We start from the raw sequence: 16,308 nt of genomic DNA on the forward strand, positions 1-16,308 counted from the left end.
TAGATCGCGCCTCCGACACCCCGCCGCGGGACGCCGCGCGGTCGGGCTCCGATCAGGCGGCGCGCGGCCGCCGCACGGGCGCGGAGAGCGGCCCGCCGATGTCGAGCCCGCGCCAGGCCAGCGCGAAGCCGACCACCGCGACCGTCGAGGTCGCCACCGCGAGCACCTGCAGCAGCACGAACGCCGTGAGGTCCTTGGTGTCGTCGGGGTAGTACTGGATGCCCTGCACGGCGAGCGCCCCGAGCGTCAGCACGAGCACGACCGAGCAGATCAGCAGCACGCGCAGCACCGTCCGGCGCGGCGGCTTCCGCGGCGCCCGCCCCACCTGCGCCCGCGTCGACAGCCAGGCGCAGGCCAGGGAGGCGGAGGCGAGACCGACCAGATCGGCGCCCAGCACGTCGCTCGCGCGGTGCCAGGAGGCGGCCATCGTCAGATTCCCGACCAGCACCACCACGGCACCGCCGATCGCCAGCACGACCGTGCGTCCGCGCCCCGGGACGACCATCGCCAGCGCGAAGACCACCGACACCGCCGCCGCGGTGTGCCCGCTCGGGAAGCTGCCGCCGGTGTACCAGGAGTCGGTCTCCACGAGCAGCGGCCGCTCGAGCACCACGTTCTTCAGCAGCTGCGTCAGCCCGGCCGTGACGACGATCGAGCCGACGGAGGCGAGCGCCAGCGCCGGACGCCGGCGGATCAGCGCGATCGCCGCGACCAGCAGCGCACCGCCGATCATCGACACCGGGGTGACGTCGGCGAGCGCCCCCGCCGCGGTGCCGGTGGCCCGGCCGAAGACCAGGTCCGCGCCGCGCAGCCCGGAGTTCTCGGCCGCCTGCCCCTGCGGGGTGAGCACGGCGAGCCCGTAGACCACGGCGACCCCGAGCGCGGCGAGCACGGCGAACACGATCCAGCGGCGGGTGATGCGGGCGCGGGTCTTCACGGTCGGGCTCCTCTCGGGATGCGCGGGGCGGGGTCGGTCGGCACCGGCGGGGGCGCCGGGCGGCGGGGTCGTCGGCCCGATGATGCCAGCGGAGGCTCCCGGTCGCCTGCGCACTCGCCGGACCGCGCGATCGTGGTCAGCCGGCGGACCCCGCCCAGGCGTCGTCCTCGGCGGCGCGCGCCTCGATGGCCAGGTCAGGCTGGTCCGCGAACACCCCGTCGATCCCGGTGCGCAGGATCGCGCGGAACTCGTCCTGCCAGGCGCCGTACGCCTCCGGCTCGCGGCCGACGCGGTGCACCTTCTCGAGGAAGCGGTTCTCGGCGCGCAGCGTCCACGTGTAGACCTGCAGCCCGACCGCGTGCGCGTCCGCGACCAGCGAGTTCGTCCCCACGGCCCGCCCCGCGCCGTCCCGGCCGAACAGCATGCTCTTGTCGACGCTGACGCCGTCGACCGTCCCCGCCAGTCCGCGGAGGCCGGCGGGAGTGACGAAGTCGGCGTAGGGCGTCGCCCGCGAGCCGTGCGCCGCCACGAGGTCGGGCGGAGTGCCGCGCGACTCGATCAGGTAGACGCGCCGGGTGCCCACCCCGCGGACCGCGAGGCGCTCGAGGACGGTCTTCTCGAAGCTCTCGATCGTCAGCCGCGGATCGGTGCGCGCCCAGCCCGCCGCGGCCAGCTCCTGCTCGAGGAGGACGTCCAGCGGCAGACCCAGCGCATCGAAGTACGTGGCGTGCTTGATCTCGGCGACGAGCCCCGGCGGCGACGGGGGCGACTCCTCCCCCGCCCGGTCGAGCACGGCGAGGAGATCGCTGAAGCGCAGGATCGGGAACTGCCCGTCGAAGGTGGCGCTCGAGGCGCGGACGGCCGGCAGCCGCTCCCGCGCGCGGAGCGTCGACAGCTCGGCCCAGGTGAAGTCCTCGGTGAACCAGCCCGTGATCTCCTTGCCGTCGACGCGCTTCGTCGTGCGGCGCTGCGCGAACTCGGGTCGACGTTCCACGTCAGTCGTGCCGGAGATCTCGTTCTCGTGCCGGAGCACCAGCACCCCGTCGCGCGAGGCGACGAGATCCGGCTCGACGGCGTCGGCGCCGAGCGCGATCGCCAGCTCGTAGGCCGATCTGGTGTGCTCCGGGCGGTAGCCGCTGGCCCCGCGGTGGCCGATGACGAGCGGGACGGGACGGGTCGGCATGCGGCGATCCTACGGGCGGCGGCAGGCGACTCCGGGCGGAACCGGGGCTCCCGCGAAGGGAATAGCCAGACTCTGAGAGATGTTCTCAGATACTGTGGACCTACCGCCTGCGGCCCGAGAGGGCAGCCGGTGGATCCCGCAGTCACAGCGACTCAGCTCCGCGAGTCCCGACGGATCCGTCCGTCACCGTCGAGCGCACCTGAGAGAAGAGGAACCATGGCAAGCAACAACCCGGCGTTCGGTCGTCCGGAGTTCAGCAACCGGGGCTACGCCGGCCGCGTGCAGGACGTCCCGGACGTGTCGCCCGGCACGCTCGACCAGATGTACAACCGTCCGGCCGCGGGCTCGGCCGACACCAACCGGATGACCGTCGAGGACACCCTCGCGAAGACGGCACTCGCCTTCGTCGTGCTCCTCGCGGGTGCCGCGGTGGGCTGGTTCGTCCCCGGGCTGATGCTGCCGGCCGTGCTCGTCGCGCTGGTCCTCGGCATCGTCAACGCCTTCAAGAAGGTGCCGTCGCCGGGCCTGATCCTCGGCTACGCGGCGTTCCAGGGCATCGGAGTCGGCGCGATCTCGCGCTTCTTCGAGAGCGCCTACGAGGGCGCGGTCGTCCAGGCCCTGCTCGCGACCGTCGTCGTGATCGGCGTCACCCTGGCGCTGTTCATGAACGGCAAGATCCGCACCTCGCCGAAGCTGAACAAGATCTTCTTCATCGGCATGATCAGCTACGCGGTCTTCTCGCTGGTCAACCTCGGCCTCGGCCTGTTCGGCGTCGGCGGCGGCTTCGGTCTCCGCACCGGCTTCATCGGCATCGTGATCGGCCTCATCGCCATCGCGCTCGCCACCTACTCCCTCGTGATGGACTTCGAGTTCATCCAGCAGGGCGTCCGCAACGGTGCCCCGCGCATCTACGGCTGGACGGGCGCCTACGGCATCCTCGTCACCGTCGTCTGGATGTACCTCGAGCTGCTGCGACTGATCTCGATCTTCCGCCAGTAGTCACGTCCGCTCCGGAGCGATCCGGACCGGCCCGACGGGCGCTCGACCTCACCGGTCGGGCGCCCGTCCGTCGTTGAGCGGCCGGGCCGCGCAACCCCGCCCGCCGCTTTTGAGACGATGGAGGAATGATGGCCGCCGCTCCGACCCGCATCGTCGGCCTCGACGTCGCCCGCGGTCTCGCCGTGCTCGGGATGTTCGCGGCGCACCTCGCCCCCGCCGAGCGCGAGATGATCTGGGACGGCCGCAGCGCCGTCCTCTTCGCCGTCCTCGCGGGCGTCTCGATCGGCCTGATGTCCGGCGGAGCGACGCGCTCGGCCCGTCCGCTCCTGGACACCGCGTCGATCCTCCTCCGCGGCCTCTACCTGCTCGTGATCGGCGTGGGGCTGAACCTGCTCGGCACGCCGATCGCGGTGATCCTGCCGCACTACGGCCTGATGTTCGTCGTCGCGGCGCTGCTGATGTTCCTGCCGCGCGCGGTCCTCGCCGTCCTCGCCGCCGTCTTCGCGATCGGCGGCCCCCTGCTCGTCGACCGCATCGTCACCACCGGGAACGGCTGGATCGCGACGCTCTCCCCCGAGGACGCCCTGCTCGCGCGGATGCCGCTCACCTGGCTGACGCAGTACTACCCCGTGCCCTCCTGGCTCGCCTATGTGATGCTCGGGCTGCTGATCGCGCGCTGCGACATCCGCTCGGCCACGACGCAGCGCTGGCTCGTGATCGGCGGCGCGATCGCCGCGGTCCTCGGCTACGGTGTCGGCCTCGCCCTCGGCGGGCCGGAGAGCGTCGAGGCGCACTCGAGCACCACCGCCGAGATCGTCGGCGCCGGCGGTGTCGCGGCCGTCGCGATCGGAGCGCTCACCGCGCTCACCGCGCGCCTCGCCGTCGTCCGTGCGGTCACCGCGCCGCTCGCCGCGGTGGGGGCCATGCCGCTCACGGTCTACTCCGTGCAGCTCGTCGCGCTGGCGGTCTACCTGATCCCCTACGAGCCCTTCGACTTCGCCGCCTGGCAGAGCTGGACGCTGCTCGCGTCCTTCACGGTCGTCGCGGTGTTCGGCGCCCTGCTCTGGCGCCGCTTCGTCGGCCAGGGGCCGCTGGAGTGGCTGGTCGCGCGGGCCTCGCTCCGGCCGCGCACCCGGGCCGCCCGCCCGGCGCTCGGCTAGGGTGATCCGATGATCACGCGACGCGAAGCCGCTCAGCGCCTCGACATCCCCGTCGAGATGGCGACGCGGCACGGGCTGCCCACGCGCCTCTCCGAGGAGGAGCTCGTCGCCCTGGAGCAGGATCCGCCCGCCTGGCTCGCCCAGTCGCGCGAGAACCGCACCGGGAAGCGCCCGGTCTGGGTGACCCTGGACTGCGCCATCTGCGGTCGCTCCGAGTCGGCCCGCCCGAAGAAGTGGTGGCCCGACTTCAGCTTCCTCGTCTGCGAGGACCACTCGCCCGACGCGTGGCCGCACCACCCCGAGGGCCACCGCCGCGACGAGTACGACGGCATCGGCACCCGCTTCGTCGGCGTCCTCGACACCCCCGTCTGACCCGCCCGTCCCGCCCGCCCCCGTCCGATTCGCAGGCGATCCGGCCGCCCGTCGACGTCCGACGCGGGCGAGCGCGCTCTCGCGCCGGGATCACCTGCTCATCGGACCACCCGCCCACGACGACGAACGGGCCCCCGCAGGAGGCCCGTTCTCAGACCGCGGTCGCGGCTACTCCCACTCGATGGTGCCCGGGGGCTTGGAAGTCACGTCGAGCACCACGCGGTTGACGCCGCTCACCTCGTTGGTGATGCGGTTGGAGATGCGGGCGAGCAGGTCGTAGGGCAGTCGCGTCCAGTCGGCCGTCATCGCGTCCTCGGAGGAGACGGGGCGCAGCACGATCGGGTGGCCGTAGGTGCGACCGTCGCCCTGGACGCCGACGGAGCGGACGTCGGCGAGCAGCACGACCGGGCACTGCCAGATCTCGCTGTCGAGGCCGGCGGCGGTGAGCTCGGCGCGGACGATCGCGTCGGCCTCCTGGAGCAGGTCGAGCCGCTCCTGGGTGACCTCGCCGACGATGCGGATGCCGAGGCCGGGGCCGGGGAACGGCTGGCGGCCGACGATCGTCTCGGGCAGCCCGAGCTCGCGGCCGATGGCGCGGACCTCGTCCTTGAAGAGGGTCCGCAGCGGCTCGACGAGCGCGAACTGCAGGTCCTCGGGGAGGCCGCCGACGTTGTGGTGCGACTTGATGTTCGCGGTGCCCGTACCGCCGCCCGACTCGACGACGTCGGGGTAGAGCGTGCCCTGCACGAGGAAGTCGATCGACGTGCCCTCGCCCTGCGCCTCGAGCACGAGCGCCTCGGCGGCGCCCTCGAAGGTGCGGATGAACTCGCGGCCGATGATCTTGCGCTTCTGCTCGGGGTCGCTGACACCGGCGAGCGCGTCGAGGAACTGCTCGCGCGCGTCGACCGTGACGAGCCGGACGCCGGTCGCGGCGACGTAGTCCTCCTCGACCTGGCGGCGCTCGTCCTTGCGCAGCAGGCCGTGGTCGACGAAGACGCAGACCAGCTGGTCGCCGACGGCGCGGTGCACGATCGCCGCGGCGACGGCGGAGTCGACGCCGCCGGACAGACCGCAGATGACGCGGCCGGTGCCGACCTGCTCGCGGATCAGCGCGACCTGGTCGTCGATGACGTTGGAAGAGTTCCAGTCCGCGGGGATGCCGGCGGCGCGGTGCAGGAAGTTCTCGATGACGGCCTGGCCGTGCGCCGAGTGCTTGACCTCGGGGTGCCACTGCACGCCGTAGAGGCGGCGCGCGTCGCTGCCGAACGCGGCGACGGCGGTCGAGCCGGTCGAGGCGAGCACGTCGAAGCCGGCGGGTGCCTTCGAGACCTGGTCGCCGTGGCTCATCCAGACCGTCTGGTCGACGGGCTGGTCGCCGAGGAGCACGCCGCCCTCGGCGGAGACGGACGCGTCGGTCGCGCCGTACTCGCGGAGGCCCGTGTTCGCGACCTCGCCGCCGAGCGTCTTGGCCATCACCTGGAAGCCGTAGCAGATGCCCAGCACGGGGATGCCGAGGTCGAAGATGGCGGGGTCGAGCTGCGGCGCCCCCTCCTCGTACACGCTCGAGGGACCGCCGGACAGGATGATCCCGACCGGCGACTTGGCGGCGATCTCCGCGGCCGTCGTGCCGGACGGGACGATCTCGGAGTACACGTTCGCCTCGCGGACGCGCCGCGCGATCAGCTGCGCGTACTGGGCGCCGAAGTCGACGACGAGCACGGGCTGGGCGGCGAGATGCGGCTGCGGGGCGGACTGCGGCGCGCTGGCGCCGGACTGCTCACTGATGGGGGGCCTCCACGGAGTCGGTCGGGGTCGTCGGCTCGAGGGCGGCGGTGCGCCGCTCGAGGTACTGCTCCACCTCACGGGCGATGCGGGTCTCGACGAAGAAGGACAGGGTCGGCACGACGCCGCCGAGCGCGATGAGGACGAACCGCGAGAACGGCCAGCGCATCAGGCTCCAGAGGCGGAAGTCGGCGAAGAGGTAGACGACGTAGAACCAGCCGTGCGCGATCAGGATGCCGGTGGACAGGTTCGCGCCCGTCCCGCTCGACTTCCACTCGCCCCCCGGCACCTCGTACATCGGGGCGAAGTGCGCGATCCCCTGCTGCCCGAAGACGAACAGCTCGAGGTGGAACACGTACTTCAGAAGCATCTCCGCGCAGAGCAGCAGGAGCATCACTCCGGTGATGATCGAGGTCACCCGGTAGAAGCGCAGCGCGCTCCGGATCGCAGGGAACTGCGCGGGCTTGGGCTCGAGGGGCATGGGGTCCAGTTTACGGGGCGGAGGCGGTGACCGGGCTCTGCGCGAGCTCTGCGGCCTCGAGGGCCTCCTCGGTCTCGCGCTCCCAGGCGTCGCGGACGAGGCGGAACCACAGGTAGAGCGCGAAGCCGGCGAAGACGACCCACTCGATCGCGTAGAAGACGTTGAGCCAGTTCAGCGAGACGTCGGTGACGCGGGCGGGCGAGTCGATCGCCTCGAGCCCGGAGACCGGCTGGTCGACGACGACGTAGCCCTGGTAGACATCCAGTGGCGGGTCCGGCCAGCGGTTGATCAGTGCCGGGATCGAGAGCGCGGTGAGGGTCATCGGATCGGTGCCCTCGGCGGGCACCTCGGCGGCCTCGTTCGCGACGAGGCGGCCGGTGAAGCCGGTCGGCGCCGCCTCCGCGCCGTCGTTCAGGCGCTCGGCGACGCTCCGCGCCTGATCCTCGTCCGCGGTCCAGCCGTAGGCGACGACGAGGTCGGCGTCAGCGGTGCGGGTGCGCGCGATGACCCACCAGCCCGGCTGCTCGCCGTTCAGGCGCCCGCCGAGGATCTCGGCGCCGCCCGGGACGAACTCGGAGCTGCCCGCCACGCGCTGGCCGTCGGCGGTCGCGGTGATCGGGCGCGACGGGGCGGCGACCTCGTCGAGCGGCAGCACCGTCTCGGAGACGCCGGAGTCGGGCGCGGCGGCCTCGACCGCGCGTCCCACCTGCCACTGGCCGAGGGCCGCGAAGAGCCCCGCGATGACCAGGGCCAGGGCCAGGGCCGCGAGCCAGCGCGGTCGCCGGGCGACCTGCCAGACCGTGCTCTGCGGCGGGGCGCTCTGCGTCATGCGTTCCTCGTTCGGGGCGGATCCGCTCGGCGGCGGCGGACCGCTGAAGCCTAGCCAACCAGGGTGGGAGGACCCTCGGATCGCTGCCTGGCCGACGTCGTGCGGGTCGAGCACCACCGAAACGGCGGCGCCCTGCTCCATGCTGGTCGAGCAGCCCCGCAGGGGCCCATTCCATGCTGGTCGAGCAGCCCCGCAGGGGCGTATCGAGACCCGACGTCATCAGCACGGCGGGCCTGCAGACCCGTCCTTCTGATTCAGGTGGGTCTCGATGCGCCCGCTCCGCGGGCTGCTCGACCAGCATGGAGGTCCGCCCGATGATCGGACCCGGCGGCTCAGTAGTCGGGCTCGCGTGGGCGCCGCGGCCGGTCGGAGTCGATGCCGTCGGACTGCTGCATCGCCTGGTCGATGAGGGCCTGCCGCATCGGGTCCGGGAACTCGTCGTCCAGCTCGTCGGGCTCGACGGGTCGGCGCGGGCGGGGAGCAGGCTCGGCGACCGGCGCCTCGGCGGGGTCGACCGCTGGACGCTCGTCCGCCGCCCCGTCCGCCATCGCCGCCTCGACGAGGGCGAAGTCCTCCTCCGCCATCGCACTGCGGGTGGCCGGCTTCGGCCGGTGCCGCCGCCGCGAGAGGAACTGCCCGATGCTCTCCGAGCGCGACGCGAGGATCGGGCCGACGATCGCCATGATCAGCACGTAGAGTCCCGCGAACGGCTGGATCCGCTCGTCGAGCCCCGCCGAGAGCGAGAGCGTCGCGAGGATCAGCGCGAACTCGCCCCGGTTGTGCAGGATGAAGGCCGCGTTGAGCCCGGCCCGGGGCCCGAGCTTGTTCAGCCACGCGACGAACTGGCCGGCGCCGAGGTTGAGCACGATCGTCATCACTGCGGCGGCGATCACCGGCAGCACCACGTCGGGGAACGCCCCGGGGTCGAGGCCGAGGCCGAAGTTCACGAAGAAGAAGGCGCCGAACACGTCGCGCAGCGGGATCGCGATCCGCTCGACCCGCGCGCGGAACCGGGTGGCGCCGATCACCAGGCCGATCAGGAACGCGCCGATCGCGTCGGTCACGCCGAGCACCTCGCCGATCCCGCCGAAGAGGATCGCGAGACCGAAGAACAGGATCGTGAACAGCTCGTCGTCGCGGGTGCGGAAGAACCGCGAGACGACCCGGCCGCCCCAGCGCGCGATCGCGAACATCACCACGAGGAACGCGAACGCGATGACCAGCTTGAGCACGACCGGCCACGGCTCCGTCTCGCCCGAGAGCACGACCGACACGATCGCCAGGTAGACCGCGATGAAGATGTCCTCCACGACGGTGACGCCGAGGATCATCGGCGTCTCCGGATTGGCGAGGCGCTTGAGCTCGATCAGCAGCTTCGTCACGATCGCGCTCGAGCTCGTCGCCGTGATGCCCGCGATGATCAGCGCCTCGCGGCTGCCCCAGCCCAGCACGAATCCGAAGGCCAGGCCGGCCGCCATGTTGACGGCGATGTAGGAGCCGCCGGAGAGGATCAGCCGCGCCGCGTTGCCGTAGAACTCGTCCTGATCGAACTCGAGGCCGAGGTTGAACAGCAGCAGGATCAGCCCGAAGACCGCCGTCAGCTCGATGTAGGACGACTCGAAGTCGAGCGGGAACAGGTGGAAGTTCGGGCTCGCGAGCAGGCCGACGACCATGTAGATCGGGATGGCCGGAAGGCCGATCGTGCGCCCCAGCCGCCCGAGGACGTAGGCAACGACGAACAGGACACCGAGGACGATGAGGTCTTCGCCGTGGTGCATCCTCAGGCTCCGGGCGGCGTCTCGGGAGCCTTGGCGAAGACGCCGGAGCGGAAGAAGGCGAAGGCCTTGGCGACCTTCTCGGGGCTGCCGGCGACGACGAGCGTGTCGCCCGGGAACACCCGGAAGTCGGGGGCGGGAGCGGGGTTCGCGGCGTCACCGCGCACGACGGCGACGACGGTGAGGCCGACGATGCCGCGGTCGGCGGGCTTGCCCAGCTGCTGGCCCGCGATGTGGTCGTCGTAGTCGACGGTGAACCAGTCGATGGAGAGCCCGGGGATCTGGTCGAGCGCGGTGAGCGACTCGGTGATCTGGGTGCCGCCGAGCAGCTCGGCGAGGGTGTGCGCCTCGTCGTCGCTGAGGCGGAGCGAGACCTTCGCGCCGTCCTGGTCGCCCTCGGCGAAGGTGATCAGGTCGCTGTGACCCGAGCGGTGGGCGATCACGCCGACCTTGCCGCCGTCGGCGGTGAGGAAGGTGTGCAGGACACCGACACCGGGCAGCTTGACCCTGCGGACCTCGACCATGCGTGCTCCATCCGCGCCTCGCAGCGCTCCGACGTCGGGAATCCCCCCAGTTTAGGCGGCCACCGCCCACCCCCGACCCGCGTTCGCCCACGGAGGACCCGGCCACCGGCCACCGGTCGCCGCCGCCGAGGCGTCCCCGAACGGTCGAGACGTCCACCCGCAGCAGGACGTCTCGACCACAGTGGGACGCCTCGCTCTCCACAGGGCGTCGCGCGCCGTCACCAGAGGTGGGGAGAGGTCGGCCGATGAGGGCACCCGGAGTGGGAGGGTTCCGGGATGACACGGGTGGAGCTGTTCCGGGGAGGGGCCTGCGGGAGGTCGGCGGAGTTCGTCCGCCTCCGTCGCGGGGTCCACGTGCGCGCGGCGGAGTGGGCGGGCGCCTCGGTCGACGCGCGCCACCGCGCCCGCATCGACGCGGTCGCCGCGACGTGGGGCCGGCCCGTCTTCCTCCGTGAATCCGCCGCCGCTGTCTGGGGCCTCCCCCTGGTCGAGCCGCTCGAGGAGACCGTGCACGTCGCGGCGTCGCCGGCGGTCGGCAGCCGATCGCGCAACCGCGTCGCCGAGCACCGCGGCGTGTCATCCGATTCGGTGGTGGTCGTCGACGGGCTGACGATCTCCGATCTCGCGCAGACCGTGCTCGACCTCTGCCGCTTCTCCTCCTTCCGGCGCGCCGTCACCGCGGCGGACCACGCCCTGCGGATGCGCGGCAGCCACGGCGAGCACCTTCTCGAGCTGGAGGAGCTGAGGGAGCGCCTCGCCGTCCTTCCCGGCGGGGCCCGCGGCCGTGCGGCGGCGGCGCGGGCGATCGACTTCGCCGACGAGCGCGCCGACTCGCCCTTGGAGTCGATCAGCCGGGTCGCGATGCACCAGGCGGGGCTCCCCCGTCCTGTGCTCCAGCGGCCGTTCCACGACGACGAGGGCCTGATCGGCCCGGTCGACTTCTTCTTCGAGGACGCCGGCGTCATCGGCGAGGCCGATGGGGCGCACAAGTACACGGATCCGCGGTTCCTCCGCGGGCGCAGCCCCGAGCGGGCGCTGCGCGACGAGAAACGCCGGGAGGACCGCCTCCGCGCTCTCGTCAGCGGCGTCGTCCGCTGGCGCTGGCAGGACGCCTACGCCGCGCGCCCGATGCTCGCCGCCCTCGCGCGCGCGGGAGTCCACCCCACCGAGACGGCCTCGAACGGTCGAAGCGTCCAGCTGCTGCGGGACGTCTCGACCGTTCGGGGACGCCTCGGCCGGCCGCCAGGCTAGCTGGGCTGGTACGGGGCGACGACGACCTCGACGCGCTGGAACTCCTTGAGATCGGAGTAGCCGGTGGTCGCCATCGAGCGCCGCAGGGCGCCGATCAGGTTGGCGGTGCCGTTCGCGTCGGTCGCGGGGCCGTAGAGGACCTGCTCGAGCGTGCCGACGGTGCCGACCTGGACGCGGCGACCGCGCGGGAGCTGCTGGTGGTGCGCCTCGGCACCCCAGTGCCAGCCGCCGCCGGGCGCGTCGGTGGCGCGGGCGAGCGCGGAGCCGAGCATCACGGCGTCGGCGCCGACCGCGACGGCCTTGACGATGTCGCCGGAGGTGCCGAGGCCGCCGTCCGCGATGACGTGCACGTAGCGTCCGCCGGACTCGTCGAGGTAGTCGCGGCGAGCGCCGGCGACGTCGGCGACCGCGGTGGCCATCGGCGCCTGGATGCCCAGCGTCGCGCGGGTCGTCGAGGCGGCGCCGCCGCCGAAGCCGACGAGGACGCCCGCGGCGCCCGTGCGCATCAGGTGCAGGGCGGCCGTGTAGGTCGAGGCCCCGCCGACGATGACCGGCACGTCGAGCTCGTAGATGAACTTCTTGAGGTTGAGCGGCTCGGTGTCCCGCGAGACGTGCTCGGCCGACACGGTCGTGCCGCGGATGACGAACACGTCGACCCCCGCGTCGACCACCGTCTGGTACAGCTCGGCGGTGCGCTGCGGCGACAGCGCACCCGCGACCGTCACGCCGGCCGCGCGGATCTCCGCGAGCCGCGCCGTCACCAGCTCCGGCTTCACCGGCTCCGAGTAGATCTCCTGCATGCGCTGCGTCGCCCGCTCCGCCGGCAGCTCCCGGATCTCCGCCAGCAGCGGCTCCGGGTCCTCGTAGCGCGTCCACAGCCCCTCGAGGTCGAGGACGCCCAGCGCCCCCAGCCGGCCCAGCGTGATCGCCGTCGCCGGCGAGACCACCGAGTCCATCGGCGCCGCGAGGATCGGAGTGCTGAACTGGTACGCGTCGATCGCCCACTTCACCGAGACCACCTCCGGATCGCGGGTCCGGCGGCTCGGGACCACCGCGATGTCGTCGAAGGCGTACGCGCGGCGGGCGCGCTTGGCGCGCCCGATCTCGATCTCCATGAGCGGCAGTTTACCTGTGGCTCCATCCTCGCTCCGCGCCTCGCTCCGCTCAGCACTCCGCTCGTCTGTCGCCCGCAGTCGGCTCGAGCAGGCGGTCACGTCCCATAGAGCGTCTCGCGTCCGCGCACGCCGATCCGCTAGCACGCGGATCGCCGGGCGGTGCTTCCCGTGCCGTGCGCCTCGCTCCGCTCGTTGCACGGCCGCAGTCGGCTCAGGCAGGTGGTCGCGTCCCGCAGAGCGTCCTACTTCCGCGCACGCCGATCCGCTGACACGCGGATCACCGGATAGCGCTCCCACCCTGCTGCCGAGCGTGTCTGGGGGGGCAGTCGCGGCGGGCGCAGCCCGCTCGCGCTGCCGCCAGCAGGCGCAGTCGCGGCGGCGCGCCAGCGCCGCTCGCGCTGCGTCCCTCGGTCTCACACACGTCCGCGTGCCCCGAGTGGGAGGCGTCGGGTCGTGAGGGCGGCCCCTCCGGCGTGGTGGGCGTATGGGCCGAAGGCCCATCGGGCAGAGGGGCCGCCCTCACGACCCGGCGCCGACCCCCACCCAGAGACGCAGCAGAATCAGCGCCGGTAGTTCGGCGCCTCCACCACCATCTGCACATCATGCGGGTGCGACTCCTTGAGCCCCGCCGCCGTGATCCGCACGAACTTCCCGCGCTGCTTCAGCTCCGAGATCGTCCGCGCCCCCACGTAGAACATCGACTGCCGCAGCCCGCCCGCCAGCTGGTACGCCACATTCGCGAGCGGCCCGCGGTACGGCACCTGGCCCTCGATGCCCTCCGCGATCAGCTTGTCGTCGGTGGGGACGTCGGACTGGAAGTAGCGGTCCTTCGAGTAGGAGGTCCGCTCGCCGCGGGTCTGCAGCGCGCCGAGCGACCCCATGCCGCGGTAGGTCTTGAACTGCTTGCCGTTCTGGAAGACGAGGTCGCCGGGGCTCTCCTCGCAGCCCGCGAGGAGCGAGCCGAGCATGACGGTGTCGGCGCCGGCGACGAGCGCCTTCGCGATGTCGCCGGAGTACTGCAGTCCGCCGTCGGCGATCACGGGAACGCCCGACTCGCGGGCGGCGAGCGACGCCTCGTAGACGGCGGTCACCTGCGGCACGCCGACGCCGGCGACGACGCGGGTGGTGCAGATGGAGCCGGGGCCGACTCCGACCTTGATGGCGTCGGCGCCCGCGTCGACGAGCGCCTGGGCGCCGGAGCGGGTGGCCACGTTGCCGCCGATGACGTCGACGCCGGCGAAGGCCGAGTCGGCCTTGAGGCGGCGGATGATCTCGAGGACCCCGGCGGAGTCCCCGTTCGCGGTGTCGACGACGAGGACGTCGACCCCGGCGTCGAGGAGCGCGGTGGCGCGCTGCCAGGCGTCGCCGAAGAAGCCGATGGCGGCGCCGACGCGCAGGCGACCCTCCTCGTCCTTGGTCGCGTTCGGGTACTGCTCGGACTTGTCGAAGTCCTTCACGGTGATGAGCCCGGCGAGCTTGCCCTGCGCGTCGACGAGGGGCAGCTTCTCGATCTTGTGCTGCGCGAAGAGCGCGATCACCTCGCTGTCGGGGATGCCGACGCGGCCGGTGATCAGGCCGGCGCTCGTCATCACGTCGCGGACGAGGGTGGACGCCTTCTCGAACGGCGAGACGAAGCGCATGTCGCGGTTGGTGATGATGCCGACGAGGACGCCGCTCGCGTCGACGACGGGGAGGCCGCTGATCCGGTACTGGCCGCAGAGGTCGTCGACCTGCGCGACGGTCGCGTCGGGAGTGGTGGTGACGGGGTTCGACACCATGCCCGACTCGCTGCGCTTGACGCGGTCGACCTGATCGGCCTGATCGGCGATCGAGAGGTTGCGGTGCAGGATGCCGAGGCCGCCCTGACGGGCCATGGCGATCGCCATCCGCGACTCGGTGACGGTGTCCATCGCCGCGGAGAGCAGCGGGGTCGCGACCGTGATGCGCTTGGTGAGCCGGGAGGCCGTGTCGGCCTCGCTCGGGATGACGTCGGTGTGCCCGGGGAGGAGCATGACGTCGTCGTAGGTGAGTCCGAGGAATCCGAAGGGATCCGGCTGGTCCATCAATGCCCCTTAGCAGGTCGTGCGGGTGGCCCGGTGGTGGAGGTCGCGCATCCGGTCACGGGTGTCCCGGATGCTCAATCTTAAGCGCGGCGACGCGCCCGGTATTCCTGCCCGGACGTCCCTCGGATGTGCTCCGGGCGCGCTCGCGACCCGTGCGGGGGACACGGGAGCGCTCTCCGCCCCGCATAATGTCGTCACGCAGTAGTGCAGGTGGGGAAACACCGCCGACACATGCGGAACGTATGGTCAACCAACGTTGTTTGACGACGGCGATCCGGGCGCGCCCGAGGACCCCATCCGTCTGTGCACCCTGACGAGAGGTAGACGTCTTGCTCACAGCCAGCCGTTCGACGCGCCACAAGCGCGCGACGACCCTGCATCCGACGGACCGGGAGGCTCCCCGTGCCTAGGCGGCTCCCCACACTCCGCACGCTCCGCGACGGCCTGGTCGCACTCGGCCTGCTCGCCGCGACCCTGACCGGCGTCGCCGCTGCAGCACCCGCTGCGACCGCCGAGACCACGGCCGACCAGTCGATCATCGCCTGGGTCCGCGTGCAGGGCACGAACGAGAACCTGGTGGGGGTGACCGTCGAGCTCGGCGGCGACGCCACCGCGACCCTCACCACGGGCGACGACGGCCGCGCCGTCTTCCCGCTCGAGGAGGCCGGCACCTTCAGCGTGACGGTCGACGAGGAGACGCTCCCCGCCGACAAGGGCTATCCGGCAGCGGGTCAGAACCCGAAGCAGGTGACGATCGTCTCCTCGCAGAACCAGATCGTGAACTTCATCGTCTCGACGGCCAACCCGATCGGCACGGGCGCGAGCGCTCCGGTCCCGACCGACTCCGCCGCCCCCACGAGCCCCGCCACCGAGGGCACCACGGGCAACGACGCGACGAACCCCGACGGGACCTCGAACGCGGTGAACCAGCCGGTCTCGGCAGACACCTTCTGGATCATCTTCTGGCCCAAGGTCGTCACCGGCCTGATCTTCGGACTCCTGATCGCCCTCGCGGCGATCGGCGCCTCGCTGATCTACGGCGTCACCGGGCTGAACAACTTCGCCCACGGCGAGCTGGTCACCTTCGGTGCGCTGATGGCGTACCTCTTCTCCGGCGTCTTCGGGCTGCCGGCGCTGCTGGCGATCCCGATCGCGGTGATCCTCGGCGGGGCGTTCGGCTTCGCGCAGGACGGACTGCTCTGGAAGCCGCTGCGCAAGAGGAACATCCAGCTCATCCCGCTGATGATCGTGACCATCGGCCTGTCGCTCGCGCTGCGCTACACCTTCGTCTTCTTCTTCGGCGCGGACCGCCTCTCGCTGCCGAACAGCACGGCGCCGTTCTTCACGGTCCCGGCGCTCGGCATCAGCCTCAAGTTCACCGACCTCGTCGGCGCGGCCGTCGGCATCGTCTGCATCGTCGGTGTCGCCCTGCTGCTCACGAAGACCAAGATCGGCAAGGCGATGCGCGCGGTGTCCGACAACCGGGCCCTCGCCTCCGCCTCCGGCATCAACGTCGAGCGCGTCATCCGCGTGGTCTGGGTGCTCTCCGGAGCCCTCGCCGCGCTGGCCGGCGTCTACATCGGCTACTACCAGTCGCTGCGCTGGGACACCGGAGCGTCGATCCTGCTGCTGATCTTCGCGGCGATCACGCTCGGCGGACTCGGCTCCGCCTACGGAGCGCTGGTCGGCTCGCTCATCATCGGCCTGATGATGAACATCTCGACGATCTGGATCCCGGAGAACCTCAAGTACGTGGCTCCGCTCGTCCTCATGATCATCATCCTGCTGGTCAGACCGCAGGGCATCCTCGGTCGCAAGGAACGGATCGGCTGACACC

General features: G+C 72.0%; 14 protein-coding genes. 5 read left to right on the forward strand and 9 right to left on the reverse strand.

Annotation, left to right across the window (positions count from 1 at the left end):
• Positions 1 to 52 precede the first annotated feature (52 nt).
• Positions 53 to 937 (reverse strand): phosphatase PAP2 family protein, encoded by an 885-nt coding sequence (locus EDF43_RS06470; RefSeq protein WP_123733753.1) that lies wholly within the window; start codon positions 935 to 937, stop codon positions 53 to 55.
• Between the two features lie 136 nt (positions 938 to 1,073).
• On the reverse strand, positions 1,074 to 2,120 hold the full coding sequence (locus tag EDF43_RS06475; RefSeq protein ID WP_132436015.1) for a glycerophosphodiester phosphodiesterase family protein: 1,047 nt from the start codon (positions 2,118 to 2,120) through the stop codon (positions 1,074 to 1,076).
• Positions 2,121 to 2,336: 216 nt separating this feature from the next.
• Here EDF43_RS06475 and EDF43_RS06480 point away from each other — a divergent pair, with 216 nt between their 5' ends.
• From EDF43_RS06480 to EDF43_RS06490, 3 genes are all read left to right on the forward strand, one after another.
• On the forward strand, positions 2,337 to 3,119 hold the full coding sequence (locus EDF43_RS06480) for a Bax inhibitor-1/YccA family protein (protein ID WP_123735059.1): 783 nt from the start codon (positions 2,337 to 2,339) through the stop codon (positions 3,117 to 3,119).
• A gap of 125 nt (positions 3,120 to 3,244) precedes the next feature.
• Positions 3,245 to 4,279 (forward strand): DUF418 domain-containing protein, encoded by a 1,035-nt coding sequence (locus tag EDF43_RS06485; protein WP_132436016.1) that lies wholly within the window; start codon positions 3,245 to 3,247, stop codon positions 4,277 to 4,279.
• Positions 4,280 to 4,288: 9 nt separating this feature from the next.
• Complete coding sequence (locus EDF43_RS06490) at positions 4,289 to 4,651, forward strand: hypothetical protein (RefSeq protein ID WP_123445101.1); 363 nt, start codon at positions 4,289 to 4,291, stop codon at positions 4,649 to 4,651.
• 168 nt (positions 4,652 to 4,819) lie between these two features.
• On the opposite strand, the gene guaA is transcribed toward EDF43_RS06490, so the two are convergent.
• The 5 genes from guaA to EDF43_RS06515 all read right to left on the reverse strand — a co-directional run bounded on the left by guaA (position 4,820) and on the right by EDF43_RS06515 (position 10,042).
• Positions 4,820 to 6,370: a glutamine-hydrolyzing GMP synthase gene (guaA, locus tag EDF43_RS06495; protein ID WP_207901639.1), complete on the reverse strand. Its 1,551-nt coding sequence runs from the start codon at positions 6,368 to 6,370 to the stop codon at positions 4,820 to 4,822.
• A 58-nt stretch (positions 6,371 to 6,428) separates the two neighbouring features.
• Positions 6,429 to 6,914, reverse strand: a complete 486-nt coding sequence (locus EDF43_RS06500; protein ID WP_123445099.1) for a DUF3817 domain-containing protein — start codon at positions 6,912 to 6,914, stop codon at positions 6,429 to 6,431.
• 10 nt (positions 6,915 to 6,924) lie between these two features.
• Complete coding sequence (locus tag EDF43_RS06505) at positions 6,925 to 7,743, reverse strand: SURF1 family cytochrome oxidase biogenesis protein (RefSeq protein WP_165909033.1); 819 nt, start codon at positions 7,741 to 7,743, stop codon at positions 6,925 to 6,927.
• Positions 7,744 to 8,075: 332 nt separating this feature from the next.
• Entirely contained in the window at positions 8,076 to 9,521 is a 1,446-nt protein-coding gene (locus tag EDF43_RS06510) for a cation:proton antiporter (protein ID WP_132436018.1), read from the reverse strand.
• Between the two features lie 2 nt (positions 9,522 to 9,523).
• Positions 9,524 to 10,042, reverse strand: coding sequence for a TrkA C-terminal domain-containing protein (locus EDF43_RS06515; RefSeq protein ID WP_123445096.1), 519 nt, complete (start codon positions 10,040 to 10,042; stop codon positions 9,524 to 9,526).
• 276 nt (positions 10,043 to 10,318) lie between these two features.
• Here EDF43_RS06515 and EDF43_RS06520 point away from each other — a divergent pair, with 276 nt between their 5' ends.
• On the forward strand, positions 10,319 to 11,293 hold the full coding sequence (locus EDF43_RS06520; RefSeq protein ID WP_132436019.1) for a hypothetical protein: 975 nt from the start codon (positions 10,319 to 10,321) through the stop codon (positions 11,291 to 11,293).
• Here EDF43_RS06520 and EDF43_RS06525 read toward each other — a convergent pair.
• Positions 11,290 to 12,408, reverse strand: a complete 1,119-nt coding sequence (locus tag EDF43_RS06525; RefSeq protein ID WP_123733534.1) for a GuaB3 family IMP dehydrogenase-related protein — start codon at positions 12,406 to 12,408, stop codon at positions 11,290 to 11,292. The two genes, EDF43_RS06520 and EDF43_RS06525, sit on opposite strands and share 4 nt — an antisense overlap.
• Positions 12,409 to 12,968: 560 nt before the next feature.
• Positions 12,969 to 14,471 carry an IMP dehydrogenase gene (gene guaB, locus EDF43_RS06530; RefSeq protein WP_132436020.1) on the reverse strand — a complete coding sequence of 501 codons (1,503 nt, stop codon included), beginning with the start codon at positions 14,469 to 14,471 and terminating at the stop codon, positions 12,969 to 12,971.
• Between the two features lie 402 nt (positions 14,472 to 14,873).
• On the opposite strand from guaB, the gene EDF43_RS06535 reads away from it, so the two are divergent.
• Positions 14,874 to 16,304 carry a branched-chain amino acid ABC transporter permease gene (locus EDF43_RS06535; RefSeq protein WP_243582580.1) on the forward strand — a complete coding sequence of 477 codons (1,431 nt, stop codon included), beginning with the start codon at positions 14,874 to 14,876 and terminating at the stop codon, positions 16,302 to 16,304.
• The last annotated feature ends 4 nt before the right edge of the window (positions 16,305 to 16,308 follow it).

Source organism: Rathayibacter sp. PhB179, from assembly GCF_004345345.1.
GTDB lineage: Bacteria > Actinomycetota > Actinomycetes > Actinomycetales > Microbacteriaceae > Rathayibacter > Rathayibacter festucae.